The following is a 25,768-nucleotide window of genomic DNA, read 5'->3' as shown; positions in this document are numbered from 1 at the left end:
GATGAGCGGGGCAATACAAACACATGTGATTGCTATTTATATATTTTTAATAATTATGATTTTAAATTTTTATTCAGTTGTTAGTGCAAAGGATTTTATTAAATTAGCAAAAAGACTAAAATTTATGACTCCTTTATACCATTTTTCAAATGCAGTAGTTATGTATACAGGTGCAATTATTGCCTTTTATGCAACTACTTTTTCTTTTACGATAGGACTAATGATTCCTACATCTATTTTTCTACTTGTGATTGAGATTAAAAGATATAAAAAAATGAGAGTTATAAAAAGTGATGATACTAAACTTCAAGAAGAGTTTATTGTATATGCAAAAAAAATATATACCATTGAAATAATGGTTTTAATTGCTGTTTATATTATAAGTAAAGTTTTTTAGTATGCAATTTTCATATCATGAAAATAGTGGCCAAGAAATTTTAGAGATTGAAAATGACTTATATAAATATTTAATAAAAGCAAGACGTCATAAAGAAAATGACAAGATTGCTTTTAGAAGTTTAAAAGATACAAAAATTTATTTTTACACATTAGTAGAAATAACTAGACGAAATGCAATAGCTAAACTAGTTTCAAGTGAAGAAAAAGTTGTTGAAAATAAACATAAACTACATTTAGTATGGTGTGTGGTTGATCCAAAGACAGTGGAAAAATCAATTGCTTCACTAAATGAAATTGGTCTTGAAAAAATTACCTTTGTATATTGTGAATATTCACAAAAAAACTTTAAACTAAATTTAGAAAAATTAGAAAAAATACTTATTAATTCTTCTTCTCAATGTGGAAGAAGTTCAATAATTGAGTTAGAAGTTTGTGATAGTATTCAAAAGTTTATTGAAACAAATGAAAACTGTTATCTTTTGGATTTTTCAAGTAGTTCTATAGAATCAAAAAAAGATGATATTAAAACAATTGTTCTTGGGTGTGAAGGTGGTTTTTCTTCTGATGAAAGAAAACTTTTCGATAATAAAAAAGTTGTTGGATTTGATTCTAGTTTAATATTAAGAAGTGAAACAGCAGCTATTTCCTTAGCTTCAAAGATTTTAATTTAAGAAGAGTTAACTCTTCTTAAATTACCAAGACCTTACAATTGAGTGACATCTTGCACAGGCATTTAAGATATCAGAATATGCATTTGCTGCATTGATATACGCTTTATCTTCTAAATTTAATTCTAAAACACTTACATCAAGATCAATTCTTTTTGCTGCATTTTCAGCAACATTTACCATATGTTTTTTCTCTTTTGGTAAATAAGCAGAAATTATTTTTTTATCTGAGAACATAGTGTTCCCTTCTTTTACAAGTTTTGCTCCACTTTTGATTAGTTCAATATTGTTATTTAAAAAACCTTGTTGAATCTGACTCATACCCTCTGTCATTACAGACATTGATTTTTTCATTACATCCTCTGCAGACGCAACTGACAATGTAAGAACTGTCGCCGTTAATATATTTAATAGTTTCATACTATTACTCCCCCTTATTGAATAATGAATATCTAATATTATAGTATTAATAATATTAAAATAATAAAAAAAGGGATGACAAAGCCATCCCTTTTTGCATAAAAGTAACACTAGTGAATGGTCATTCTTAGTGTACTTCTCTCCACTTACTAGCTTTCCATAAAAATGCAAAGATAGCAAAAATAACTAGGTAGATTAAGAACTTAGGTCCTAAAGCTTCTCTTTCAGCTTTTTTAGAATCCCCAACTTCTTCCATATATGCAATAACTTGAGTTTCAGCTTCTTGTGTTAACCCAACTCTAGGCATTGCAGTTCCCTCTAAATGTTTTTGAGGGTCATTTACAAATTCATGTAAATATTGTTGACCTCTTGATCTAATATATTGAGATAAATCTGGTGGAATTTTTCCCATATAAGATTTGATATTTGCAGTAGGCGTAAATGCAGCCATAGTGCCATTTAACATATCACCATATTTAATTCCATGACATCTTTGACAAGCATCAGTAAATACTTCTTTATTAGTCATCTCTTTTGGTGCAATAGATTGAAAGTATGCTACCATATCAGCAATCTCTTGTGGTTGCATCCAACCATAACCTGGCATTGGGTGAACTCTTCCATCTTGGAATTTATGCTCAACTTTTGATGCTTTTGCAGGATTTTTAATAAATGCTGCTAAATAATCAGCATTATAAAGTTTACCAGCAGTACTTAAATCTGGTGGAACAACTCCATATGCTGCTGCAGAGCTAGCATCATCCATCAGTTGAGGAAAACCAGCTTTTTCAATCGAGTGACAAGCTGTACAGTTTGATTGAACTAAAGTAGCTCCATTTTCTGCATTTCCAGTCATTCCATTTAACCCATCTACATCTTTAAATTTGTAATCTGGAGCATCAACATGTGGGTGCATTTGAGAGTGTGCAAATGGCTCAACTCCCCAATAAGTAATAAGTGTTAAAGCAGCAACAACTGCTAAAATTTTTAATTCTCTCATGCGTCACCCCTTTTTTTAGCATCTAGTTTCGTAACAATTGGTAATGCTAGGAATAGTATAATAAATACCATTGCAGCAACGAAACCTATATATGCATTTACACCTGTTGGAGGCAATTTACCCCAAACTGTTAATATAATTAAGTCAGCCATTAATAACCAGAACCAAATAAAGAATTTAGGTCTTTTATGAGCTGGTAAAATTTTTGAATCTCTATCTAACCATGGTAAGATTAAGAAAATAACATTTGCAAAACCAAATGCTGCAAGACCAATATCAAATGCTTTAATAGGACCAACATCAAAGAAGAATCCTCTTAACACTTCATATGACCATAAGAAATACCATTCTGGATAAATATGAGCAGGAGTAACCATGTTATCAGCAGGATCAAAGTTAACTGGATCCATTGCAAAGTTATAATGGAAAAATACTAAGTAGAAATAGAAAATTAAGAAAATACCAAGTACAGCTAAATCTTTTGAGATAAATACTGGCCAGAAAGGAATAACTTTTGACTCTTTTTTATTTCCTGATAAATATTTTTCAGCTTCTTCATCAAAATCAATATCTTCAGAAGTTTGATTATTTACGTGAGGAATTCTTAATGTATAGAAATGTAATACAATAATACCCATAATAACTATAGGTAAAAGGAATACGTGTAACATGAAGAATCTAGTCAATGTAGCATCAGCAACGTTAAAGTCACCTCTAATCCATACAACTAATGCATCACCAATAACTGGAACACCACCGAAAAGGTTTGTAATAACCATTGCAGCCCAGTAAGACATTTGTCCCCATGGTAACATATACCCAGAGAATCCAGCAGCAGAGAATGTCATAAATAATAACATACCTGAAATCCAAATCATCTCTCTTCCTTGTTTATAAGAACCATAGTAGATACCTGTAAACATGTGGATATATATAATTAAGAATACAACCGAAGCTGCAACACCATGCATATGTCTAAATAACCAACCAAATGCAACCTCTTGCATAATTGTGTAGTTAACTGAATCAAATGCTAAGTTTACATCTGGTTTGTAGTACATCATTAAGAATAATCCTGAGATTACTAAAATACCAAATGTTGTTGCTAAAAGAACACCCATTGCCCATAAGAAGTTAATATCTTTTGGAATCCAGTATTCAGTCATTAAAACTTTATTTAAAGTTGTAGTGTTAAGTCTTTGGTCTAACCATTCCCCAACAGAGTTTGCTTTTTCAAATTTTGCCATCTACAACTCCTTATGCCATCATCGCTGTAGCGATTTTTTTATATTCAGGACCTTCTTCACCAAGTACGATAGAAGTTCCTTTAACACTAAATGGAGGTAAATCAAGTGGTCTTGGTGGTGGTCCAAAAGTTTGTTCACCACTAGCATTAAATTCTCCACCGTGACATGCACATTTCCATTGAGTTTTCTTCCATGCTGGAATACATCCAAGGTGTGTACATAGACCAATTGCTACAGTAAATTTATCATCTCCAATAACTAGATCTCTTTTGTTATCTTCCATTTCAGCTGTTTTCTTAAGAACAAAAATTGGTTTCCCTCTCCAAGTAAATGTTTCTGGTTTACCAGCTTTTAATGTACTTAATTCAATAGTTGTAAAACCACCAGCTAATACACTTGGTAACGGATCCCACACTTGTTTCATACCTACAAGTGAAGCCGCCCCACCAACTGCCGCAACAGCTGCAAATGTATAACCTAGAAAATCTCGTCTATTAGTTTCGTTAGACATTTAGCTTCCTTATTTTAAAATTAAATCTTTACATTATATTTAGAATTTACTTAAAAAAGTTTGATTTTGGTCAATCATGACGAGTTTGTGACAGATTTGTGCTTAAATTACACAATATTATTATAAGTAAAACTTATTAAAGACTTTTTAGTCTTTAATAAATTTGATAATTTCTTCTTCTATTTTTTCTTTAGAAATCACAGTATTATGATTTATTTTTGCAGTAAATAATTTTTTTATAGATTCAGGTTGAACTGCATTATATTCTTTAGAGATAATATCTAAAGCTTCTTTATCAGGGTGTGTTTTTCTATCTTCATGTAAAGCTTGTAAAACTGTTGGTGAAAATTTTGTCCACTCAGCTGTTGAATAAATAACTGTTTTTAGTGGTTTTTCTTTTAAAGTCTCATAAGCTTTTAGACAAGTTGCTGTATGTGGATCCATAAGATAATCTTCTTTTAAAAACTCTTTGATTTTTTGTGCTCCATAAGAATCATCAGAGTTTACTGCATGGAAGTAATTTTGTAACACTTTTGTTTCCTCTTGTGTCATTTTGAAAATTTTCTTCTCATTTAAATCATCAAAAAACTCTTTTGTTCTTTGTGCTCCGTATAAAGAATAGATAACTCTTTCTATATTTGAAGATTTTAAAATATCCATTGCTGGAGATTTAGTTAGCTTTAATTCTTTGTCTCTAATATCATAAATTCCTGTGTTAATCCACTCAGTTAGGATATTATTTTCATTTGAAGCAACCAAAAGTTTTTCAATTGGAACTCCCATCTCTTGAGCATAAAAACCACCAAGTACATTTCCAAAGTTTCCAGAAGGAACAACTAAATAAATTTTTTCACCAAAGCTAATCTCTTCTTGCTTAAGAAGCTGTATGTATGACCAAAAGTGATAGATGATTTGGAAAATAATTCTACCAAAGTTTACAGAATTTGCAGCAGATAGTTTTATACCATCATTTTCTAACTCTTCTTTAAAAGTTTTAGATGCAAGTAAGTTCTTAAGTGCTGTTTGTGCATCATCAAAGTTTCCGTGGATTCCTAATACTTTAAGATTGTCTCCATCTTCACAAACCATTTGAAGTCTTTGAACATCAGATGTTCCTCCATCTGGGTAAAGACAAGCTACTTGAATATTATCTTTATTTTTAAATGTATTAAGGGCAGCTGGTCCTGTATCACCTGATGTTGCTGCTAAAATAAGGTATTTCTCATTTCTAGCTTTTGCAATCGAGCTTAAAATTGAACCAAATGGTTGCAAAGCCATATCTTTAAATGCCCTTGTTGGACCATGGTATTGTTCATGAACAAATAAATCATCTTTTACTTTAACAACAGGACATGGATTTAAAGGATCATCAAAATTATCGTAAAGTGATAATGCTTTATTGATTTCTTCTTCTTCAATATCTATTTTAAAATATTTTAAAATATCATATGCTAATTCTTTATAAGTACAGTTAATATGATTTTGAATAAAGTTTTCTTCTAGTTTTGGTAAACTTTTTGGAACATATAATCCCCCAAATGAAGCACTAGGACTTAAAATTGCCTCACTAAAAGTTACTTCTTCTGGTTTAATCCCATCATTACCTCTTGTCTCAATAAACATTAGTTTTCCTCACTTAATAGTTTCTCTAAATCAATACCATTATTTGGATTGTCTTTTCTTAAAAATTGTGTACCAACACCATCACTTGTAAATAATTCAAGTAAGATAGAGTGTTCAACTCTTCCATCAATAATGTGTGCTTTATTTACACCATTGTAAATTGCATCAATACATGAATCAACTTTTGGAATCATGCCCCCAGCAATTGTGCCATCTTTTTTATAATTTTCTATATCTTCTTTATCTAATGAGTTTAATAATTTACCTTCTTTATCTAAAACTCCAATTGTATCAGTTAAAAATAAAACTTTTTGCGCCTTAACTGCTTGGGCTACTTTAGATGCAGCAACATCAGCATTGATGTTAAAACCTGGATGATTAGGTTCGGCACTATCGCCAATTGGTGCAATTACCGGAATAAACCCCTCTTCAACAAGTTTATTAATTATAGCTCCATTAATTTCTGTTATAACCCCTGTATATCCAAACTTTCCATTCTCTTTTGGTGTAGCTTTTATTATTGCAGAATCTTTTCCTGAAATACCAATAGCTTTTGCACCATGGTGATTTAAAAGTGATGTGATATTTTTATTTATTTCACCAGAAAGTACCATCTCAACAACTCTCATTGTATCTTCACTTGTAACTCTGTGACCATCATTAAATTCAGATTTAATCTCAAGTTTTTCTAGCAGTTCAGAAATTCTTGCTCCACCACCATGAACGATTATAGGTTTAATACCTACAAGTGAAAGAAGGACAATATCTTCTGCAAATTTTTCTTTTAATTCTGGACTGGTTTGTGCAGAACCACCATATTTAATTACAATTGTTTTTCCATAAAATTTCTTGATATGTGGAATAGCATCAAGTAGAGTTAGAACTTTGTGTTGTTTTTTTTGCATAGGCTTATAACCTTTTGAGTATTCAATTTTATTTAAATTTGGCATTATACTCAAAATTAGCTTATTTGCTAAATAGTTTAGGAGTTGATTTCAACTCCTAATACTCATCTGTTAATTCTTTTCCTTTTAAAAGTTCTTTTGTAAATACAACAGATTTGTTCCTTCCATTTTCTTTTGCATTATATAAAGCCATATCAGCAAATTTAAGACATTGCCAGAAATTGTTTGTATGAGTAGGGAAAAGTGAAGCTCCAATACTAATTGTTTTATTAAAAGAAGTATTAGCAACAGGTATCTCTTTTTTAGAAAATGCAATTCTTATTTTTTCTGCAATTTCAAAAACATACTTTTCATCACAATTATGAAGTAGTACAATAAACTCTTCACCTCCAAATCTAATTACTATATCAGATTCTCTAGTGTTTTCTATAAGTGTTTGAGAAACAATCTTAATTGCTTCATCTCCCACATCATGTCCATATGTATCATTAATCATTTTAAAGAAATCAATATCTGCCATTAAAATTCCATAACTTACATTTGCTCTTTTTGCTTGGGAAATGATAGTTTTTAAAGATTCTTCCAGATATTTTCTATTATAAAGACCAGTTAAAGGATCTGTTCTTGCTGTTAGTTCAAGTTTATACATAAGCTTTTTACTAACAATTTCTGGTTTTGCAGTATCAATATAATCTTGAACAGAAGGTAAGAAATCCCTAACTCTTTGGTGTTCCTCTTCTGTATTACTTACAATTGAAACAATAAAGTCTAAATCATTAGAGATAGAATATGGAATACAAATATGAGATTTTTTTGTTTCATAATTAAATTTATCACACATTTTATGAAATTGACAAGAATCAACTATTGTATTTGTTCTATCTGCTCTACAGCCATCTTGTGCATTGCAATGAATCTCTTTTTCAACATAAATTACATTTGTATTTTTATGGGTTGTATCTGCTTCAATAAAATTAAAATCTGTTAATTTAAATTTCTCTCTTAAGATATAAGCTAATCTTTCATAAACATCATTTATATTTTCATCATGCTCAATTGTTTTTCTAAATCTATAAATGTCTGCAAGTCTATTTACTGTTGTTTTTACATCTATTAAAGGATCAATTCTTTTTCTTTTTTGATGAACTAAGAATACATTTATTTTATGTTCAATGTCTTCTAGTGTAGTTTGAAGTTTCTCTAATAAACCATCAATCCAACTTGCCACTTCATCACTTTCTTTTCCATTTGTTGTACCAATTCTATCTGAGTAATCACCAATTTGAGCTTTTTTCATAACTCTATTAATTGATTCAAAAAGTGTTAAGAAAGGTGAAATTAATTTATTTACAAAAATTAAAATAAAAATAATCAAAACAAGTGCAATGATAGTTGTATTTGTAAGGGTTGTTATACCTACTTCTTTTAAATCATCAACAGACATTGATATTGTAATTGCTCCTAAAGTATCACCTGTTTTTGCAGTTGTATGACAAGATAAACAATCTATACTTCCATCTGAGGTTCCTATATATGGAATAGTTATTCTATAAGTACTTTTCCCAAAAATCCTTTCTTCAACAACTGCTTTTTCTTTACCAGTTTTTAGAACTACTTCATCTACTTTATCTCTTGCAACTTCATTATTGTAACCTTTTCCAAATTGTTCAATAACAGCAGGAGCTCTTGATAACCAGATATTATCAATATTCTCTAATTTTTCAATTTGCTCTAAAAACAAACCTCTATTATCAATAACACCATTAACCATATGAGAAGTTAAACTGTGTTTTACAGTTTGGGCAATAGCTTTTGCTTTATTCTCAACACTTTGTATTCCATAATCTCTAAAATTAATAAGGATATTAAGTATAAGAATAATAAACATTGCAGACATCACTAGTAGTAAAGACAGAGATATTTTTCTTTTTGAATTCATATTGTCCCTTATAAAAAATATAAGTAAAATTGTAACACTTCTATTCTTAAAAAAATTATTTAATTTAATATATAAAAATAAATTAAGAGAAAAAAGCATTATTTACTTAATAAAAATTATTGTACAATCACAAATGAAAAAATTTTTGGCATTAAAAGCTAGTGCAGGAAGTGGTAAAACATTTGCCTTAACTGTTAGATATATAACCTTACTTCTAAAAGGTGCAAAACCAAAAGAGATACTAACCCTTACGTTTACAAATAAAGCTGCAAATGAAATGAGTGAAAGAATCTTCAAAACCTTGCAAAATTTGGGAGAAGATGAAGCTTATTTAGAACAGATAATAAAAAACTCCGGTTTTAGCAAAGAAAAAATCCTAGAAAAAAAAGAAAAAATCCTTGATGATTTTACTAATGCCTCTTTATCAATTTTCACAATTGATAAATTTGTGAATAAAATCTTAAGAGAGTTTTGTGGATATTTAGGAATAAGTGATGATTTTGAGATAAAAGAGGATGATATTGAAAACTTAAGTGCTAAGTTTTTAGAATCACTTTCTTTAGATGATTTTGATAAATTAATTGATTTTCAACTTTATGAGAAAAAGAAATATTCCTCTTTATTTGATGTTTTTAATGAATTATTTGAAAAAAATGAGGCTTTTAAACCTTTAAATATTGATGCTAGTTTAATAAATGTCCAAAAAGAACAGTGTATGAAATTTGCTTTTCAAGTAAAAGAACATATTTTAAATTGTCCAAATGCTTCAAATAGTGCAATAAAAGCTGTTGATTTTGAAAATTTCGATGAGTTTATTGCAAAATATTGGATTACAAAAAATAGTGCAAGTGAATATAGCTATTTTAAAAAATGTTCAAATGAACATCTTGAATCTATATTTTCTAATTTGAGAAATGAGATTGAAATTTATTATAAAATTAGATCAGGATTCTCTTTAAGTAGATTATTCCATCTATTTAATTTATTTAAAGAGTATAAAACAAAATATAATAGGGCAAAAAACTATTTACACTTTAATGATATTTCAAATTTAGTGTATGAGTTACTAAGTACAAAAATAGATAAAGAATTTTTATATTTTAGATTAGATTCAAAGTTCTCACATATATTAATTGATGAGTTTCAAGATACTTCTTTACTTCAATATAATATTTTAGAACCATTAATTAAAGAGATTTTATCAGGAGATAATAGCTTTAAAACTTTTTTTTATGTTGGAGACACCAAACAATCAATTTACAGATTTAGAGGTGGTAAAAGGGAACTTTTTGATTATGTACTAAAAACAAACTCTTTAGTTGATGTTGAGATATTAAATACAAACTTCAGGTCTTGTGAAAATGTAGTAAATTATGTAAATAATTCCTTTTCAAACTTAGCAAATTATGAATATTATGACCAAAATGCAATTCATAAAGGTGGTTATGTAGAAGTTTTTGAAGATGAATTTTTGGCAAATAAAGAGAAAAAAGAACAAGAGTTTGAAAATATTGCAAAAAAAATATCACAGTTGATGCAAAGTGGAGTTAATAGTAATGATATTGCAATATTAACCTATACAAATGAAGATGTATTAAATATATATTCTTATTTAAAAAAGATGTTTCCAAGTTTAAAAATATCAACTGAAATGACCTCAAAATTGATAAATCAAGAAAATGTAAAAGCTGTAATAAATGCTATTAAATATTTTTATTTTGAAGAGAATTTGTATAAAGAAAATCTTAATGCAATTATAGGAAATGAGCCAAATACAAGGTTTGATTTAGATGTAGATATAAAAAATCAAAGTGTTCAAGAGATTATTTTACAAACAGCAAATTTATTAAAACTAACCGATGATAATGTTATTAAGTTGATTGAAGAGTGTAGTAAGTTTAAAAATATAGTTGATTTTATTTATGAGATAGATAAAATGGAAACATCAATTGAAAATTCTGAACAAATTGGTCTTCAGATTTTAACTATTTTTAAATCAAAGGGATTAGAGTTTCATACTGTTTTACTCCTTGATAGAATTAAACAAAAAAATGCAGATAGAAACTCTTTGTTATTTGAATATGATGATGTTCATTTAAAAAATATCTATTATAAAATTGCAAATATTGAAAGCTTCAATGATGAGTATAAGAAAGCACAAGAGAAAGAAAAAGCTTTAGGTAAAGATGATGAGTTAAATATTTTATATGTTGCCATGACAAGGGCTAGAAAAAATATGATAATTTTTAAAAAGCAGAAAAAATCTGTATTTGATTTATTGTCATTAAATAAATGTGTAATTGGTGAGATAATCAAAAGTGATGAAAATAGTATCAACTATGAAAAAGCGAATAAGGTTATTTATAAACCACTTAATTTAGGAACACAAGAAAAACCTCTATCAAAAGAAAATGAAAAAGAATACTCTTTGTATTCAAGGTATTTTGGAATTGCTACTCACTATTGTCTTGAGATGATGAATCAATTTAATGAAAGTTCTTTAGATTACTCTATATCTTTAGTTAAAAATAGATTTTCTAGTTATTTACACAATAATGATTTTGAAAATATTAAAAAAAGAGTAAAAAAATTGATTGAAGATAAAACCTTTAAAACTCTAGTTGAAAATGCAAGTTTTAATAAAGAACAATCACTTTTATATAATGGAGAATTGAAAATTATTGACCTTCTTGCAATCAAAGATGAAAAGTATTATATCTTTGATTATAAAACTACTAAAGAGCAATTAGAAGAACATAAATTTCAAGTAAATCACTATAAAAAAGCAATTAGCAAAATTAAAAATAGTGATGAGGTATATGCCTTTATAATCTATTTAAATGAAGATGAAGCAAAACTTGTAGAACTTAAATAAAATATCTAATTGATGCAAAACCAAAGGCATCAGTTTTTTTTATTTGTTCAACTTGCTTATTGGATATAATACCACCCAAAGCTATAATATCAAGGTCTTCAAATACTTGCACTGTTTCTCTTAGTTTTGTTAATCCCTTTGGTTCACCTTTATTTGGTGTTTCAAAAATAGGAGAATATGTGATAGCATTCACATGATATTTTAAAGCCTCTTCTATATCTTTGTAGTTATGGCAAGATATTATAATATATAAGTCTAATTTTTTGGCTTCTTTAATTTTATCAAATTGTGTTGATTTAAGATGAACTCCATTTGCACCTAGTTTAGATGCTAAATCAAAGTCAGAATTTATTAATATTTTTTCAATATTGTTTCTTTTACAAACATTTATAAAACTTTTTGCTAACTCTTCAAAGTTTGAAGATTCATTATCTCTAAAACAAGCAATATCAACTTTTTTTGAGTTTAATACCTCTTGGAGTTTTTCCTCAAATTTATCTTTTTTATTTGAGTAGTATTTTGGATCAGTTATTAAATAACTAATCAAGTCATTGTTCATTTATCTTTTTTCCTAATATTATATTTCAATGATTTTATAATAGATTATATTAAAATTTAGGCATAAAAAAAGGGAAAGAATAAAATTCTTTCCCTTTAGTCTTAAAAGTTCTTATAGTCTCTTTAGTGATGATCATTCGTCTCATCAAAAGAGACATTTAATCTCTTTAGTGATGATCCTCTTCAGCCATCATAACTGAACCAGCAATATATACATAAGTTAAAATTGCAAAAATAAATGCTTGTAAGAATCCAAATGCAGCAAGCATAAAGAAACCTGCCATAGGTACGATCCATGGAACTAACATTAATAAAACCATAGTAAACATATCATCCCCTCTAATTGAACCAAAAAGTCTGAATGATAAAGAAATGATTCTTGATAAGTGAGAAATAATTTCAATTGGGAACATTAATGGAGCTAATATAGGCATAGGTCCAGCAAAATGTTTAAAGTAATTTACAAAACCGTTCATTTTGATACCAACATAGTTATAGTAAACAAAAACAATAAGTGCTAAACTTAATGTGAAGTTGATATTTGCTGTAGGAGATTCAAAACCTGGGATAATACCAAGCATATTACTAAAGAAAATTACTAAAGCTAATGAACCAATTAATGGTAAATATCTTCTTGCATTTTCTTCTCCCATTGTATCTGCACCCATAGAAACGATTCCACCAATAAATGTTTCCATTGCATTTTGTGAACCAGTTGGTACTAGTTGCATCTTTCTAGTTGCAGCTCTAGCTAATAACATAACAATACCTACCACTATAACAAAGTGTGATAAGATAATCCATACTTGGTCATGGCTAATAATTCCCAAGAATGTAAACAGTCTTCCTTCCATTGTCTTCCTTTTTTAAATCTTTTCTTTGACTAAAATATACCGCACATTATATATTTTGTTTACTAAATTTTTAATAAATGCAAAAAATCTTTTTATATTTGTTTAAATCTATATCCATTTTGTTTCAATTTTTCACGTATTAATTTTTGGTGTTCCTCACCTTTTGTTTCTAAAGCAATTGTAATTTGAGCCTCCCCAAATTCTAGTTTTATTGAGTCTCTATCATAATCTATTTGAACAATATTTGTTGAACATTCTTTAAAAATTTCTGTTAATCTAGTTAATGAACCAGGTTTATCAATTAGTCTGATAATTAAGTTCATTTTTCTGTTTGACTTAACTAATCCTTTTTCTATAATTTGTGCAAGCATAGTTACATCAATATTTCCACCACTTACTATTGCACAAACTTTTGAGTCTTCAAGTTCAATCTTCTCATGCATAATTGCAGCTGTTGCAACTGCACCAGCACCCTCTACAACAAGTTTATGTTTTTCAAGTAGAAATAAAATAGCATTTGCAATTTCATTGTCACTTACTTCAACAATATCATCAACATAATCAATAATTATATCTAGAAGTTTTGGTGTTACATCTCTTACAGCAATTCCATCAGCAATAGTTCTAACTGAACTTGAATCAATTGGTGTTTGTGAACGATAAGATTCTTTCATAGCAGCAGCTCCACTTGCAACTACACCAATAATTTTTATATCTGGGTTTATTGATTTTGCTGCAATTGCAATACCTGAGATTAAACCACCTCCACCAATTGGAACAATGATTTGTTTTAAATCTTTTATCTCTTCTAAAACTTCTAAGGCAATTGTTCCTTGTCCTGCTATAACATCATCATCAGCAAATGGGTGAATAAATTCACAAGAGTTCTCTTCTTTAAATTTAAAGGCAGCTTCTTTAGCCTCATCAAAGTTTTCACCTACTAAAACAACGTTTGCCCCATAAGATTTTACACCACTTACTTTAGTTAAAGGTGTAGCTTCAGGCATAAAAATAGTTGCTTCAATACCGAAATATTTTGCAGCAAATGCTAAACCTTGTGCATGGTTTCCCGCACTTGCAGCAACCACACCTTTATTTTTTTTCTCTTCGCTTAGTTTTGCAATTCTATTAAAAGCACCTCTTAATTTGAAACTTCCTGTTAGTTGTAAATTATCTTTTTTTAAATAGATTTCACTTCTAAAAGTTTCACTTAGTATTGGAGCTTTTGTAATTGGAGTATTATTAGCTACATTTTCTAAATTCTTTTTTGCTTCTTTTACATCATTTAAAGTAATCATATTTTTTCTTTTCATCTAAATTGTTTGGAATAGTATCTAAAAATAGTTTGCATTTCTTTGAATAGTTTTTTTTAACAATTTTAAATACAAACTACTTTTAGATAGGGAAGACTCCCTATCCATGCTCCTTTCTAATCTGTTTTACTGCCTCAACCATATTTATTAAACTTTGTTTAGTTTCTGGCCATTTTCTTGTTTTTAGTCCACAATCTGGATTTATCCATAACTGTTCTTTGGGTAAAACCTCTAATAAAAGATTTATTTGAGTTTTCATCTCTTCTACACTTGGAACCCTTGGAGAGTGAATATCATAAACACCAGGTCCCACTTCTTGTTTATATCCCACTTCTTTGAATATTTTAAGAAGTTCATTCCCACTTCTAGCAGTTTCAATTGATATAACATCTGCATCCATGTTTTCAATAGTTTTTATAATATCATTGAACTGGCTATAACACATATGTGTATGAATTTGCGTTCTTTCATAGGCTGTACTAACAGATATTTTAAAATCTCTAACTGCCCATGATTCATAATCTTTTATTTTATTAGCCCTTAAAGGATAACCCTCTTTAAAAGCAGCTTCATCAACTTGAATAATTTTGATTCCTTCTTTTTGTAGGTCATCAATTTCATCACTAAGAGCAACTGCAATTTGTTTTGAGACATCACTTCTTTGGATATCATCTCTAACAAATGACCAATTTAAAATGGTAACTGGTCCTGTTAACATCCCTTTCATGATTTTAGAAGTTTGATTTTGTGCATAAGTAATCCAATCAACTGTCATAGGTTTTGGTCTACTTACATCTCCATATATAAATGGTGGTTTTACACATCTACTACCATAAGATTGCACCCATCCATTTTGAGAAAAAGCAAAACCATTTAATTGTTCACCAAAGTATTCGACCATATCATTTCTCTCAGGTTCACCATGAACTAAAACTTCAAGACCACACTCTTCTTGGAAAGCAATACAATAATCTATATATGTTTTCATATCTTTCTCATACTGCTCTTTTGAAATATTGCCTTTTTTAAAGTCACGTCTTGAATTCCTAATCTCAGGAGTTTGAGGGAATGAACCAATTGTTGTTGTGGCTAAATCCTCATATTTTAATAGTTCTTTTTGAACTTTTATTCTTTCTTCGAACGCCCCTTGTCTTGAAATATTTTTAAACTCTTTAATTCTTTTTTGTACATTTTTATCATTTATTCTTAATGAACTTCTTCTACTATGATTGGCATTGATATTTTCTTCATAGTGTTTTAAATCCCCATTTCTTAATGAGGTAAGCCCTTTAGAAAAAATCTTTGATATTACTCTTAACTCTTGGAGTTTTTCGCAAGCATAACTCAACCAAGATTTAATCTCTTCATCAAGTTTTTCTTCATATTTTAGTGTAAAAGGTGTATGTAAAAGGGAACAAGAAGTTGACACAATAATATTTTCTTGTTTTATTTTTTTATTTAACTCTGATATTAAAAGAAGAGTTTTTTGAATATCATTTACCCAAATATTTCTTCCATCTACAACTCCAGCAATTAGTTTTTTTTCACTATTTGCAATTACATCTAAAGATTTAATGTTTTCTTTTCCATATAAAAAGTCTAAACCTAAAGCCCAAATAGGAGTATTTACTAAAATTTTTGTAGCTTCATTTGAGTGCTCAAAATATGTTGTAACAATGATTTTAATATTTTGTGCAACATTTGCTAAGCAGTCATATGTTGGTTTTATTAAACTTAATAGTTTTGAGTCACAATCTTTTACAAAAATAGGTTCATCTATTTGTATAAAAATTTCACCATCTAATTTTGAAATTTGTTCAATTAATTCTTTGTATATTGCTAAAACTTTTGGATATAATTCAAAAACATCACCATTATCAACTCTTTTTGAAAGTCCTAGAAAACTTAGAGGACCTATGATATTTATTTTTGTTTTTATTCCTAGCTCTTTGGCTTCTTTGTATTCTTCAATTATTTTTTTAGCATTTAACTTATATTCATCGTCTAAACTTAATTCAGGAACTATATAATGATAATTTGTATTAAACCATTTAGTCATCTCCATAGCTACATTTTTATCATTTCCCCTTGCCATAGAAAAATAAAGCTCTTCATCTTTTAGATTTTTAAATCTTTTAGGAATAGCATTTAGCATAATACAAGTATCTAAAATATTGTCATATAAGGAAAAATCATTTGAACTTATAAATTCAATTCCAGCTTCTTTTTGATAATTCCAATGTCTTTTTTTAAGTTCACTCGCAACGTTTTCTACTTCTTCAAATGGGATTTTTTTTGCCCAAAAACTTTCTAATACTTTTTTTAGTTCTCTTTGTTCTCCAATTCTTGGAAAACCAATTACATAGTTTTTCATAATTATTTTTATCCTTAATATTGTCCCAACTTTTAGGGACCTGAGTTCTTTGTCCTCTTTTTAACAGAATTTATAAAAAATTCTTAAAAGAAGCAAATCTAAAGGGAATAACGAGTTATTCCTATTGTGAAATAAATACAGTTATATTTGTTTAGGATAAAAAGTTGGTGGGTGTACTCCCGTTCGTCTAAATGCGAAACAAGTAGTATAATATGGACATCTAGGGATAAATTTGAAAAGTGAGACTGTTAGCTTTGTTTTTAATCTAAACAGACAATCACAATGGCAAGATTTATTTGTAACAATAGATGTAGTGCAAAGAAGAAGTTCCGGGGGATCTTCATCTAATTCATCTATTTCTTTAGATAATCTATATTGTAAAGTCTTTTTCGCAATAGTTACTTGAGATTCTAGTTTTACTTGTACACTATGAGCTAAAATACTAGCAAATGTAAAATATTTTTTTCCAAAACCTTTTGGTGACTTCACAACAATCCTTTCATAAAATTTTTTAAGAGGAGCAATTATACCAGAAAAATCTAAACTTAATTTAAAGTTAGATAAAATCGCAAAAACATAAGGCTAATTTTGAAATTTACATTTGTAACACTTTTTTCAAATTTAATTGAACCATATTTTTATGACTCAATTTTAAAAAGAGCTGTTGAAGCAAATTTTATAAGTTATGAATTTTATAATCCACGGGATTTTACTAAAAATAAACATCTAAAAGTAGATGCTCAAATGGTAGGTGGAGGTGCAGGAATGCTTATGACACCCCAACCACTTTTTGATTGTTTAGATGAAGTTAAAAAGAAAAACCCTGATGCTTATATTATCTTTCCTCTAGCTGCAGCAAAACCTTTTAGGCAAAATGATGCTAAAAGACTTGCAAAAAAACAAAATATTGTTTTTGTTAGTGGAAGATATGAAGGAATAGATGAAAGAGTTATAGAAAAATATGCCAATGAGGTTTTTTCAATTGGTGAATTTATCTTAACAGGGGGTGAATTGCCATCTTTAGTTATGGCAGATGCGATTTCTAGAAATGTTGAAGGTGTTCTTGGAAATGCTGATTCTTTGACTATGGAAAGTTATGAAAACAATCTTTTAGAAGCGCCATCTTTTACAAAGCCTGAAAAATTTGAAAATTTAAGTGTAATTAAAGAATTCTTAAAGGGAAATCATAGTAAAATTGCCGACCTAAAAAATAATCTGGCTATTTGCAAGACAAAATATTTTAGACCAGGTTTAGTTACGAACAAAAAAACAAAATAGAAGTGTGATATCCCGCAACTTGCAAATGCGGGCACTTTCACCAAAGGGAAATATAATGAAAAATAGATACATTGCGAGCTTTGAAGCAGCGCAAATTGCAGAAAAAGAGATTCCTCAGTTTAGAGCAGGGGATACAGTAAAACTTGGTGTTGAAATTAAAGAAGGTGAGAAAAAAAGAGTTCAGACTTACGAAGGTGTAGTAATTGCTAGAAGTGGAAATGGAATTGATGCTACTTTCACTGTTAGAAAAATTGGTGCAAACTCAGTTGGTGTTGAAAGAATTTTCCCATTATATTCTGAGTCATTAAAATCTTTTGACGTAGTAAGAAGAGGTAAAGTAAGAAGAGCTAAATTACATTACCTAAGAGGTCTTACTGGTAAAAAAGCTAAAATTAAAGAGCTTAGAAAATAATTCTAATAAAAACTAAGACGTAAGTCTTAGTTTTACTCTCATGTCTAAGACATTTATACACACTGCGCTACTTCCTGAAGCACAAGCATTAATCAATTACCTAGAATTAAAACAAAATACTGCAGCTGAAAATTTGCCAAATGGTAATAAACTTTTTGTTGATAAAGATGAAAAATATATATTAATAGTATCTGGAATAGGGAAAGAGAACACACTTAAATCACTAGATTTTATATACCAAAATTATGATATACAAAAAGCAATAAATATAGGCATTGCTGGATGTAGTGATTCCTCTATTAAAATTGGAACTTTCTTTTGTATAAATAGACTTTTACCAAATATTAATTTTGCTCCTATTACCACTGTTGATAAACCACTTGAAAGTGATGAAGATTTGCAAAGTGTTCTTGTGGATATGGAAGCTAAATACTTTTTAGAAAAATCAAAAGAGCACACAAAAGAAGTTTATAGTTTTAAAGTTGTTTCTGATTATTTAGATACAACAATTCCTAAAAAATCCTTTGTGATAGAATTGATTGAAAAAAATAAAGAGAAATGGAAATTGTTTCTATGACGTATAAAGAAAAATTTGAATCTTCGATATTAAGAACAAATTTTGACAAACTTTCAAAAGAAGAAAAACAAATTGTAGAAGAGAAAGCTTTTTTATATGAATTTTCTTTTCAGGAATTAAAACAATTAATTGATTTTGCAATTGATTTTAGAATGTGGCATGAAAAAGATATATCGAAGTTTTTTAAAGATGAATATCCTAATAGAAAAACAGCTTTTAATGATATTAGAAACAAATGGCAGGAATTAAGAAATAAAGCAAATTCATACTCAAAGTTTTCAAAAGAGTTGTATAAAGATGATGTAAGAAAGTTTTCATTTACTAAGTTCGAAGGTGAAAAAACTGGTTTTGGTTCATGCCCTGTTGCAAGTCCTGGTACTAGATGTTGTAATTTACTAACTTTAGATGCTGTTCAATCTTGCGGTTTTGATTGTTCATATTGTTCTATTCAAAGTTTTTATAATGAAGATAAAATAGGCTTTGATAAAAACTTTAAAAAAAATCTTGAAAATATTGTCTTAGACCCCAATGAGACTTATCATATAGGAACTGGGCAAAGTTCAGATTCTTTGATGTGGGGCAATAAAGAGGGGATTTTAGAAGCACTTTTTGATTTTGCTAAAAAATGGCCAAATATAATTTTAGAGTTTAAAACAAAATCAAATAATATAAAATACTTTTTAGAAAATGAAGTACCAAAAAATATAATTTGTACTTGGTCTTTAAATACACCAACAATAATTGAAAATGAAGAGCATTTAGCAGCATCTTTAGATCAAAGAATAGAAGCTGCAAAAAAAGTAAGCCAAAAAGGTGTTTTAGTTGGCTTTCACTTTCATCCAATTGTTCATTATGAAAACTACTTAGCTGAGTATGAAGATGTTTATAAAAGACTAATTGATACCTTTGATTCAAAAAAAGTTGCTTTGGTTTCTATGGGAACTTTAACTTTTATCAAACCTGTTATAAATAAAATTAGAAGTAGAAACTTCAAATCAAAAATTCTTCAAATGCCATTAACTGATGCAAATGGAAAACAATCATATCCATTAGAAATAAAGCGAGAAATGTTTAAGCATGCATACAATACTTTTAAACCTTGGCATAAAGATGTTTATTTTTATCTATGTATGGAAGATCAAAGTTTATGGAAAGATTGCTTTGGGTACGAATATTCAAGCAATAATCAAATGGAAGATTTTATGAAGATGAGTTATATGAATAAGATAAATCAAAATTCTTAAGTTATTGAAAAGTTTATTATCTATACAAAATTATTTCATAGCCTTGTACTTAAATGATATACTTTATAAGAGCTTATTTTTATCTTTTTTGACTTAACACTTAACTAATATTTCCTGCAGCTCAGTCCTTAGGAGCTGTATAGATGAAAACACAATTTGATATTAAAGAAGTTTTGGTAAAAGCCATGATTCTTCAAAAAACTGGATCAATAATCAAAGCAATAGAATTATATGAAGAAATATTAAAAGAAGATGAGATTAATTTTGAAGTTTATCTTGAACTAGGTAATTGTTATAAAGAAATTAAAGATTATAATAAGGCACTTCTTTATTTAAAAAAAGCAATTAAATTGAACAATAAATGCCATCTAGGTCACTTTAATATGTCTAAAATTTATGAAAAAATCAATAAATATGAGTTTTCTCTTTTTCATTTAGAAATGGTAATAAAAATTTGTCCAGATTCTTATGAAGCATTTTTTTCAATGGCACAATGTTATAGAAAAATGAAAAATGAAGATAAAATGATTGAATATCTTCATCTAACACTTGAAAAACTGCCAGAACATCCTGGTGCAAATCATTTATTGGCATCTTTTAATAAAAATACAACGAGTAAGTATTCTTCTGAATATGCAGAAAACCTTTTTGATCGTTATGCTGATTATTTTGAGGATCATCTAGTAAACTCATTAGAATATAAAGTACCATTTATCATAAAAGAAAAACTAAAATCATTAAAGCTTTCAAAAGAGTCACGATTTTTAGATTTAGGGTGTGGGACAGGATTATTAGGAAAGAGTATTGTTGAATCATTTCCTAATTTAGTTGGTGTTGATATATCTAAAAATATGATTGAAGAAACGAGAAAAAAAGGAATTTATTCTTCACTACATGTTGGTGATATAGAAAAGTTTCTTTTAGATAATAATGAGAAATTTAACCTAATAATCGCAGCAGATGTTTTCTTGTATATTGGAGACTTAGAAAATATCTTTTCTATTATAAAAGATTCCCTTGATGATGAGGGATACTTTATCTTTACTATTGAATTATCGCAAGTAAAGATAGATAGTTATCAGTTGGCAAAAAATGGAAGGTTTTCTCATACTATAGATTATATTGAAACATTATTTAAAAAAAAGGGTTTGACACTTTATGAAAAAGAGGAAATTATACTAAGACAGGAGAATAAAATTGGCCAAGAAGGTGTAATATTTATACTGAAAAAATCTTTATAATTTAAGATTTTCAAACTAAACTACATTAAACTTAAAAAAAACACTACAAAAAAACTCATATTTGCAACTAAGTTGCACTTAATATTTATCTGATAAAATTTCAAATTGCAATTAAGTTGCATAGTTATAATAAAGGATAAGTCTTTAATGCAATTGGAAAAAAATATAATTGAAGTAAAAAATCTAAATTTTTCTTATGAAAAACAAAGGGTTTTAGAAGATATAAATTTTACTATTGAAAAAAGTGACTTTTTAACTATCATTGGACCAAATGGTGGAGGTAAATCTACTTTATTAAAACTTATTTTAGGAATAAATAAACTTCAAAATGGTTTTATAAAAGTTTTTGGAAAAAATCATTTAGAACAAATACAAAATATTGGATATGTTCCTCAAAATACAAATGTAAATTTAAAATTCCCAATTACAGTTTTAGAAGTTGTTATGATGGGACAAAATAGTCTTATTAAAAGAATATTTGGTTATAAAAAAGATGAAAAGCAAAAAGCTTTAGAGGTTTTAAAAAAAGTTTCAATGGAAGATTTTGCAAATAATAAAATCTCAAATCTCTCCGGTGGACAAAGACAAAGAGTTTTAATAGCAAGGGCACTTTTCTCAAATCCTAAAATTTTACTTTTAGATGAGCCAACTTCAAATATAGATATAAATGGGTGTGAACAAGTTTATTTAACACTCCAAGAACTTAATAAAAAGATACCAATAATTGTTGTAAGTCATGATATTTCTGTGATTTTAAAGTATGCCTCAAAAGCTTTTTATGTAAATAAAAGAATGACTCAACATGACTTGAGCAAAATGAAAGATGAGTTTAAATCTATTGATTCTCATGTTTGTGAAATTGAACTTTTAGAGATGTTAGGAAAATGTAGATGTTAGAGATACTATCATATGAATTCATTCAAAATGCTTTATTAGCTGGAATTATTGTAAGTGCAATCACTGCGATAATTGGGACACTTGTTGTTGTAAATAAAATGGTATTCCTTTCAGGTGGAATTGCCCATAGTGCATATGGTGGAATTGGACTAGCTATGTTTTTTTCCTTACCTATGCTTTTAACAACTTCAGTTTTCTGTATTTTGGTTGCAATTATAATTGCCCTAGCAAGTTATAAAAATAGAGAAAATCTTGATATTATGATAGGTCTTATTTGGGCTGTTGGGATGTCCTTTGGTATTTTACTAGTTGATTTAACTCCAGGTTATCAAACTGATTTAATGAGTTATTTATTTGGCTCATTACTTGCTGTTAACAATGAAGATATATATTATATGGGAATACTTTTATTTTCTATTTCTTTAATTGTAGCAATTTTTTATAGGGACATTTTAGCTGTATCATATGATAGTGAATATGCAAATTTAAGGGGTATTAAAACAAGATTTTTTTATACACTTATTTTGATTTTATCAAGTTTGACTATTGTTATTTCCATAAAAGTTGTAGGTTTAATCTTAGTAATTGCCTTACTTACAATTCCTATTTATATCTCAGGCTTTTTTTGTAGAAGCTTGATTTCAATGATGATAGTTTCTGCATTACTTTCTATATTGTTTACGATAATTGGACTAAGTATTTCTTATCAATTTGATTTAAGCTCAGGGCCATCAATTATTATGGCTAGTTCAATTTGTGCATTAATGGTTTTTATTTACAAAGGAATAAAAAAATGAATATGAAAAAAAACAATACTAAAAATACAAAGAAGATAATTGAGTCAAATATTGCAAATCTTCCAACAAGATATGGAACATTTGATATAAAAGCTTATAAAGACGGATGCCAAGAGCATCTAGCAATTATGAGTAAGGATTTCAAAAGTATTGAAGAACCTTTGGTTAGGGTTCATAGTGAGTGTTTGACAGGTGATGCAATTGGCAGTTTAAAATGTGATTGCAGTAATCAACTAGATTTAGCTTTAGAACTTATTTCAAAAGAGGGTGGTTTGGTTGTTTATCACAGACAAGAGGGGAGAAATATAGGTTTAGTAAATAAAATAAATGCTTATAATCTTCAAGATCAAGGCTATGACACAGTTGAAGCAAATTTAAAACTAGGCTTTAAAGAAGATGAAAGAGATTATAGTGCAGTTGAATATATTTTGAAGGACTTAGGTGTAAAGAGAATGAAGCTAATTACAAATAATCCTAAAAAAATCAATTTCTTTGAAAGCACTGGAATAGAGATTGTTGAAAGAATACCAGCAATTACAAAAATAAATAAATTCAATGAAAATTATTTAAAAACAAAAAAAGATCAATTAGGACATTTACTTTAAATTAAGGATTATGCTATGTTAAAAAAAGAATACATAGAAGAATTAAAAGACAAACTTTTGGATAAAAAACAAAAATTGTTTCAAGAATCTACAATAAGCCAAAATTTTATTGAAGAACTTCATAGTGATACAAAAGGTGATGAAGTTGATATTGCAGAGATATCTTCAGATACATACAATCTGACTCTTTTAAGAGAAAAGCAAATTGAAGAGTTAAGAGAGATTGAACATGCTTTAAAGAAGATTGAAAATGGCACTTATGATATTTGTGAAATGTGTGATGATCCAGTAGGCTTAAAAAGACTTCGGGCTAAACCCCATGCAAGATATTGTATTGAGTGTAGAACTGCCTTTGAAAAAGAACAAAAGGCTTAATCTCTAAAATAATAAAGGATTAATTATGTCAAATTGTACATATTGTGGAAAAAAAATACCAATGAGTAAAGTTTTTTGTTCTAAAAGTTGTAAAGAGAACTATTTTCAAATGGTTGCAATACAAATTCCTCAACCTTTTTTAAAAAGAATATTTATATTTTGTACCTTAGAACAAAGGGAGACTGAGATTGAAAAATTTGCTGCTAGACATGGTTGGAATATTGAACTTGTTAAAAAGAAAATTAAAGATGAATCAATCAAATTAGGTTATGCAGCCTAAACTATAAATTAAATAGTAATAAAAAGTAAGGAAATAAATGGAAGATATAAAAGTAGAATTAGAAAGTATAATCTTTGAGGTAATGTTGCCTGAATCTCAAGCTTTTTTACTAGAGTTAAATGATGAGATTGATAATGGCAATGATACAGAAGAAATTATTGAAGCAAAAAAAGATGTTGAATCTTTTTTAGAAGAATTAAATCGAATCTTGAAACTAATTGAAGAAGATAAAATTTCTGATGAAGATGCCCAAGTAATGTATGAAAAAATAAGAGCTATGTTAGATGAGCATGAGGATGAAGAGGATTAAGATTAATCCTCTAAAATTAATTTTAATGTTTCGGTTAGTTTCTTAGAATCTGAAAAATGATCAGCTTTTAAGATAAACTTTCCACTTTTATCAAAGAAGTAAATAAATGAAGTATGTGAAACAGAATAACCCATGGCAGAATTTTTTAAAGGTATTTTCTTATAAAAAGATTCGTATCTTTTTATAATATCATCAATATTTGTTTTATTTGAAGTTGCACCTATAAAATTTGGATGAAAATATTTTGAATATTCATTTAAGTTTTTAAGTGTGTCTCTATCTGGATCAACACTAATAAATAATCCAACAAAATCTTTTGTTTTTGCTTTATCAAAACTATTTAATGCTTGCGCTAAACTACTTAAACTAGTAGGACAAACATCAGGACAGTATGTATATCCAAAATAAATAGCTAAAGCTTTTCCTTTTAAGCTCTTTTTTGTTAGTTCTCCATTTATTGTATTTACTTTAAAATCGTATTTTTTTTCTTCTTTATAATCATCTACAAAAGGTTTTATTATGAGTATTATAAAAACTGCTATAAAAAATATAAGGCCAATTTTTTTTATATTATTCATTATTTGTCCGTTTTAAATTGGAATCTTGCACCAATTGTTTTATCTATAGTTTCAATTCTAATTTCTGCATTCCATTGCATGTCCCCTGTAGGACAAGTTGGAAGTGTACCTTTAGCTTCATAATTTCCATTACCAAGATTTTTAATTGGAAGAGTAAATTCTCCCATAAACATATTTGTTGCATAAATATCTAAATTAAGATTTTTTAAATTTTGATTATTGCTTTTTATTGTAAATGTCAAAGGTTTCATTAAGGGAATTGTTTTTGGTTCAACACTTAATTCAAAAGTAGTACCATCTTGAACTACAATTTTACAAGAGTTTTTATGTAAATCACAAGTTTTATCTTGAGTTATAAACTGTACTTCACCTTTAAAAGACTGGTATAAGGTATTAAAATCAATTAAAAAGTATCCCAATACAATAGAAATAATTCCTATTGTTGGGAAAATTAGGTTTTTTATATTAGTTTTTTTTTCAGACATTTT

The 25,768-nt window shown here is 28.2% G+C and carries 28 protein-coding genes; 14 read left to right on the top strand and 14 right to left on the bottom strand.

The genetic code is table 11. The features are described 5' to 3' along the window. Position 1: 1 nt before the first annotated feature. The gene (locus tag AC2TY9_RS00935; RefSeq protein ID WP_489778847.1) at positions 2–397 is read left to right on the top strand and encodes a hypothetical protein; all 396 of its coding nucleotides are present in this window, start codon (positions 2–4) and stop codon (positions 395–397) included. Between the two features lies 1 nt (position 398). Further along, positions 399–1,070: a 16S rRNA (uracil(1498)-N(3))-methyltransferase gene (locus tag AC2TY9_RS00930; RefSeq protein WP_489778845.1), complete on the top strand. Its 672-nt coding sequence runs from the start codon at positions 399–401 to the stop codon at positions 1,068–1,070. Between the two features lie 21 nt (positions 1,071–1,091). Here AC2TY9_RS00930 and AC2TY9_RS00925 read toward each other — a convergent pair whose 3' ends face one another. The 7 genes from AC2TY9_RS00925 to AC2TY9_RS00895 all read right to left on the bottom strand — a co-directional run bounded on the left by AC2TY9_RS00925 (position 1,092) and on the right by AC2TY9_RS00895 (position 8,712). Then, entirely contained in the window at positions 1,092–1,487 is a 396-nt protein-coding gene (locus AC2TY9_RS00925; protein ID WP_489778844.1) for a hypothetical protein, read from the bottom strand. A 127-nt stretch (positions 1,488–1,614) separates the two neighbouring features. Next, the gene (locus AC2TY9_RS00920; RefSeq protein WP_489778842.1) at positions 1,615–2,487 is read right to left on the bottom strand and encodes a c-type cytochrome; all 873 of its coding nucleotides are present in this window, start codon (positions 2,485–2,487) and stop codon (positions 1,615–1,617) included. Next, a complete protein-coding gene (locus tag AC2TY9_RS00915) occupies positions 2,484–3,734 on the bottom strand; it encodes a cytochrome b (protein WP_489778840.1) in 1,251 nt (416 codons plus the stop codon). The genes AC2TY9_RS00920 and AC2TY9_RS00915 overlap by 4 nt, the downstream gene beginning before the upstream one ends. 10 nt (positions 3,735–3,744) lie before the next feature. Next, positions 3,745–4,245: a Rieske 2Fe-2S domain-containing protein gene (locus AC2TY9_RS00910; protein WP_489778838.1), complete on the bottom strand. Its 501-nt coding sequence runs from the start codon at positions 4,243–4,245 to the stop codon at positions 3,745–3,747. A gap of 147 nt (positions 4,246–4,392) precedes the next feature. Continuing rightward, complete coding sequence (gene thrC, locus AC2TY9_RS00905) at positions 4,393–5,868, bottom strand: threonine synthase (RefSeq protein WP_489778836.1); 1,476 nt, start codon at positions 5,866–5,868, stop codon at positions 4,393–4,395. Next, positions 5,868–6,773 carry an acetylglutamate kinase gene (gene argB / locus AC2TY9_RS00900; RefSeq protein ID WP_489778835.1) on the bottom strand — a complete coding sequence of 302 codons (906 nt, stop codon included), beginning with the start codon at positions 6,771–6,773 and terminating at the stop codon, positions 5,868–5,870. Before argB ends, thrC begins: the two co-directional genes overlap by 1 nt. A 97-nt stretch (positions 6,774–6,870) precedes the next feature. Next, positions 6,871–8,712, bottom strand: a complete 1,842-nt coding sequence (locus tag AC2TY9_RS00895) for a GGDEF domain-containing protein (protein WP_489778833.1) — start codon at positions 8,710–8,712, stop codon at positions 6,871–6,873. A 133-nt stretch (positions 8,713–8,845) separates the two neighbouring features. On the opposite strand from AC2TY9_RS00895, the gene AC2TY9_RS00890 reads away from it, so the two are divergent. Continuing rightward, on the top strand, positions 8,846–11,587 hold the full coding sequence (locus AC2TY9_RS00890; protein WP_489778832.1) for a RecB-like helicase: 2,742 nt from the start codon (positions 8,846–8,848) through the stop codon (positions 11,585–11,587). On the opposite strand, the gene AC2TY9_RS00885 is transcribed toward AC2TY9_RS00890, so the two are convergent. The 5 genes from AC2TY9_RS00885 to AC2TY9_RS00865 all read right to left on the bottom strand — a co-directional run bounded on the left by AC2TY9_RS00885 (position 11,580) and on the right by AC2TY9_RS00865 (position 17,175). After that, on the bottom strand, positions 11,580–12,146 hold the full coding sequence (locus AC2TY9_RS00885; protein ID WP_489778830.1) for a thiamine phosphate synthase: 567 nt from the start codon (positions 12,144–12,146) through the stop codon (positions 11,580–11,582). The two genes, AC2TY9_RS00890 and AC2TY9_RS00885, sit on opposite strands and share 8 nt — an antisense overlap. 166 nt (positions 12,147–12,312) lie before the next feature. Then, positions 12,313–12,999 carry a F0F1 ATP synthase subunit A gene (locus tag AC2TY9_RS00880; protein WP_489778828.1) on the bottom strand — a complete coding sequence of 229 codons (687 nt, stop codon included), beginning with the start codon at positions 12,997–12,999 and terminating at the stop codon, positions 12,313–12,315. Between the two features lie 92 nt (positions 13,000–13,091). Continuing rightward, positions 13,092–14,297 (bottom strand): threonine ammonia-lyase, encoded by a 1,206-nt coding sequence (gene ilvA / locus AC2TY9_RS00875; RefSeq protein ID WP_489778826.1) that lies wholly within the window; start codon positions 14,295–14,297, stop codon positions 13,092–13,094. Between the two features lie 115 nt (positions 14,298–14,412). Then, positions 14,413–16,689: a 5-methyltetrahydropteroyltriglutamate--homocysteine S-methyltransferase gene (gene metE, locus AC2TY9_RS00870; RefSeq protein WP_489780441.1), complete on the bottom strand. Its 2,277-nt coding sequence runs from the start codon at positions 16,687–16,689 to the stop codon at positions 14,413–14,415. 138 nt (positions 16,690–16,827) lie between these two features. Beyond that, positions 16,828–17,175, bottom strand: a complete 348-nt coding sequence (locus tag AC2TY9_RS00865; protein WP_489778825.1) for a hypothetical protein — start codon at positions 17,173–17,175, stop codon at positions 16,828–16,830. Positions 17,176–17,274: 99 nt separating this feature from the next. Between AC2TY9_RS00865 and trmD the strand changes: the two genes are divergently transcribed. The 11 genes from trmD to AC2TY9_RS00810 all read left to right on the top strand — a co-directional run bounded on the left by trmD (position 17,275) and on the right by AC2TY9_RS00810 (position 24,702). Next, positions 17,275–17,964: a tRNA (guanosine(37)-N1)-methyltransferase TrmD gene (gene trmD / locus AC2TY9_RS00860; protein ID WP_489778823.1), complete on the top strand. Its 690-nt coding sequence runs from the start codon at positions 17,275–17,277 to the stop codon at positions 17,962–17,964. A gap of 55 nt (positions 17,965–18,019) precedes the next feature. Further along, entirely contained in the window at positions 18,020–18,376 is a 357-nt protein-coding gene (gene rplS / locus AC2TY9_RS00855) for a 50S ribosomal protein L19 (protein ID WP_489778822.1), read from the top strand. 40 nt (positions 18,377–18,416) lie between these two features. Beyond that, on the top strand, positions 18,417–18,953 hold the full coding sequence (locus AC2TY9_RS00850; RefSeq protein ID WP_489778821.1) for a hypothetical protein: 537 nt from the start codon (positions 18,417–18,419) through the stop codon (positions 18,951–18,953). Further along, a complete protein-coding gene (locus AC2TY9_RS00845; RefSeq protein WP_489778819.1) occupies positions 18,950–20,197 on the top strand; it encodes an SPL family radical SAM protein in 1,248 nt (415 codons plus the stop codon). The genes AC2TY9_RS00850 and AC2TY9_RS00845 overlap by 4 nt, the downstream gene beginning before the upstream one ends. Before the next feature lie 143 nt (positions 20,198–20,340). Beyond that, positions 20,341–21,438: a tetratricopeptide repeat protein gene (locus AC2TY9_RS00840; RefSeq protein ID WP_489778818.1), complete on the top strand. Its 1,098-nt coding sequence runs from the start codon at positions 20,341–20,343 to the stop codon at positions 21,436–21,438. 147 nt (positions 21,439–21,585) lie between these two features. Then, positions 21,586–22,335 (top strand): metal ABC transporter ATP-binding protein, encoded by a 750-nt coding sequence (locus AC2TY9_RS00835; protein WP_489778817.1) that lies wholly within the window; start codon positions 21,586–21,588, stop codon positions 22,333–22,335. Then, positions 22,329–23,132: a metal ABC transporter permease gene (locus tag AC2TY9_RS00830; RefSeq protein WP_489778816.1), complete on the top strand. Its 804-nt coding sequence runs from the start codon at positions 22,329–22,331 to the stop codon at positions 23,130–23,132. Before AC2TY9_RS00835 ends, AC2TY9_RS00830 begins: the two co-directional genes overlap by 7 nt. Next, on the top strand, positions 23,129–23,737 hold the full coding sequence (ribA, locus tag AC2TY9_RS00825) for a GTP cyclohydrolase II (protein ID WP_489778815.1): 609 nt from the start codon (positions 23,129–23,131) through the stop codon (positions 23,735–23,737). The genes AC2TY9_RS00830 and ribA overlap by 4 nt, the downstream gene beginning before the upstream one ends. A gap of 15 nt (positions 23,738–23,752) precedes the next feature. Then, positions 23,753–24,112 carry an RNA polymerase-binding protein DksA gene (gene dksA / locus AC2TY9_RS00820; protein WP_489778813.1) on the top strand — a complete coding sequence of 120 codons (360 nt, stop codon included), beginning with the start codon at positions 23,753–23,755 and terminating at the stop codon, positions 24,110–24,112. Positions 24,113–24,137: 25 nt separating this feature from the next. Continuing rightward, positions 24,138–24,392 carry a DUF2116 family Zn-ribbon domain-containing protein gene (locus tag AC2TY9_RS00815; protein ID WP_489778812.1) on the top strand — a complete coding sequence of 85 codons (255 nt, stop codon included), beginning with the start codon at positions 24,138–24,140 and terminating at the stop codon, positions 24,390–24,392. Between the two features lie 37 nt (positions 24,393–24,429). Then, a complete protein-coding gene (locus tag AC2TY9_RS00810) occupies positions 24,430–24,702 on the top strand; it encodes a hypothetical protein (protein ID WP_489778810.1) in 273 nt (90 codons plus the stop codon). 2 nt (positions 24,703–24,704) lie between these two features. Here the strand turns inward: AC2TY9_RS00810 and AC2TY9_RS00805 are convergent, their stop codons facing one another. Both AC2TY9_RS00805 and AC2TY9_RS00800 read right to left on the bottom strand, forming a co-directional pair. Continuing rightward, positions 24,705–25,280, bottom strand: coding sequence for an SCO family protein (locus AC2TY9_RS00805; protein ID WP_489778809.1), 576 nt, complete (start codon positions 25,278–25,280; stop codon positions 24,705–24,707). After that, complete coding sequence (locus tag AC2TY9_RS00800; RefSeq protein WP_489778808.1) at positions 25,280–25,765, bottom strand: hypothetical protein; 486 nt, start codon at positions 25,763–25,765, stop codon at positions 25,280–25,282. Before AC2TY9_RS00800 ends, AC2TY9_RS00805 begins: the two co-directional genes overlap by 1 nt. Positions 25,766–25,768: the final 3 nt, after the last annotated feature.

This window comes from Arcobacter sp. ISO1, assembly GCF_058105185.1.
The sequence above is the reverse complement of the archived record's forward strand: the minus strand, read 5'-3'. Positions and strand labels throughout refer to the sequence as shown.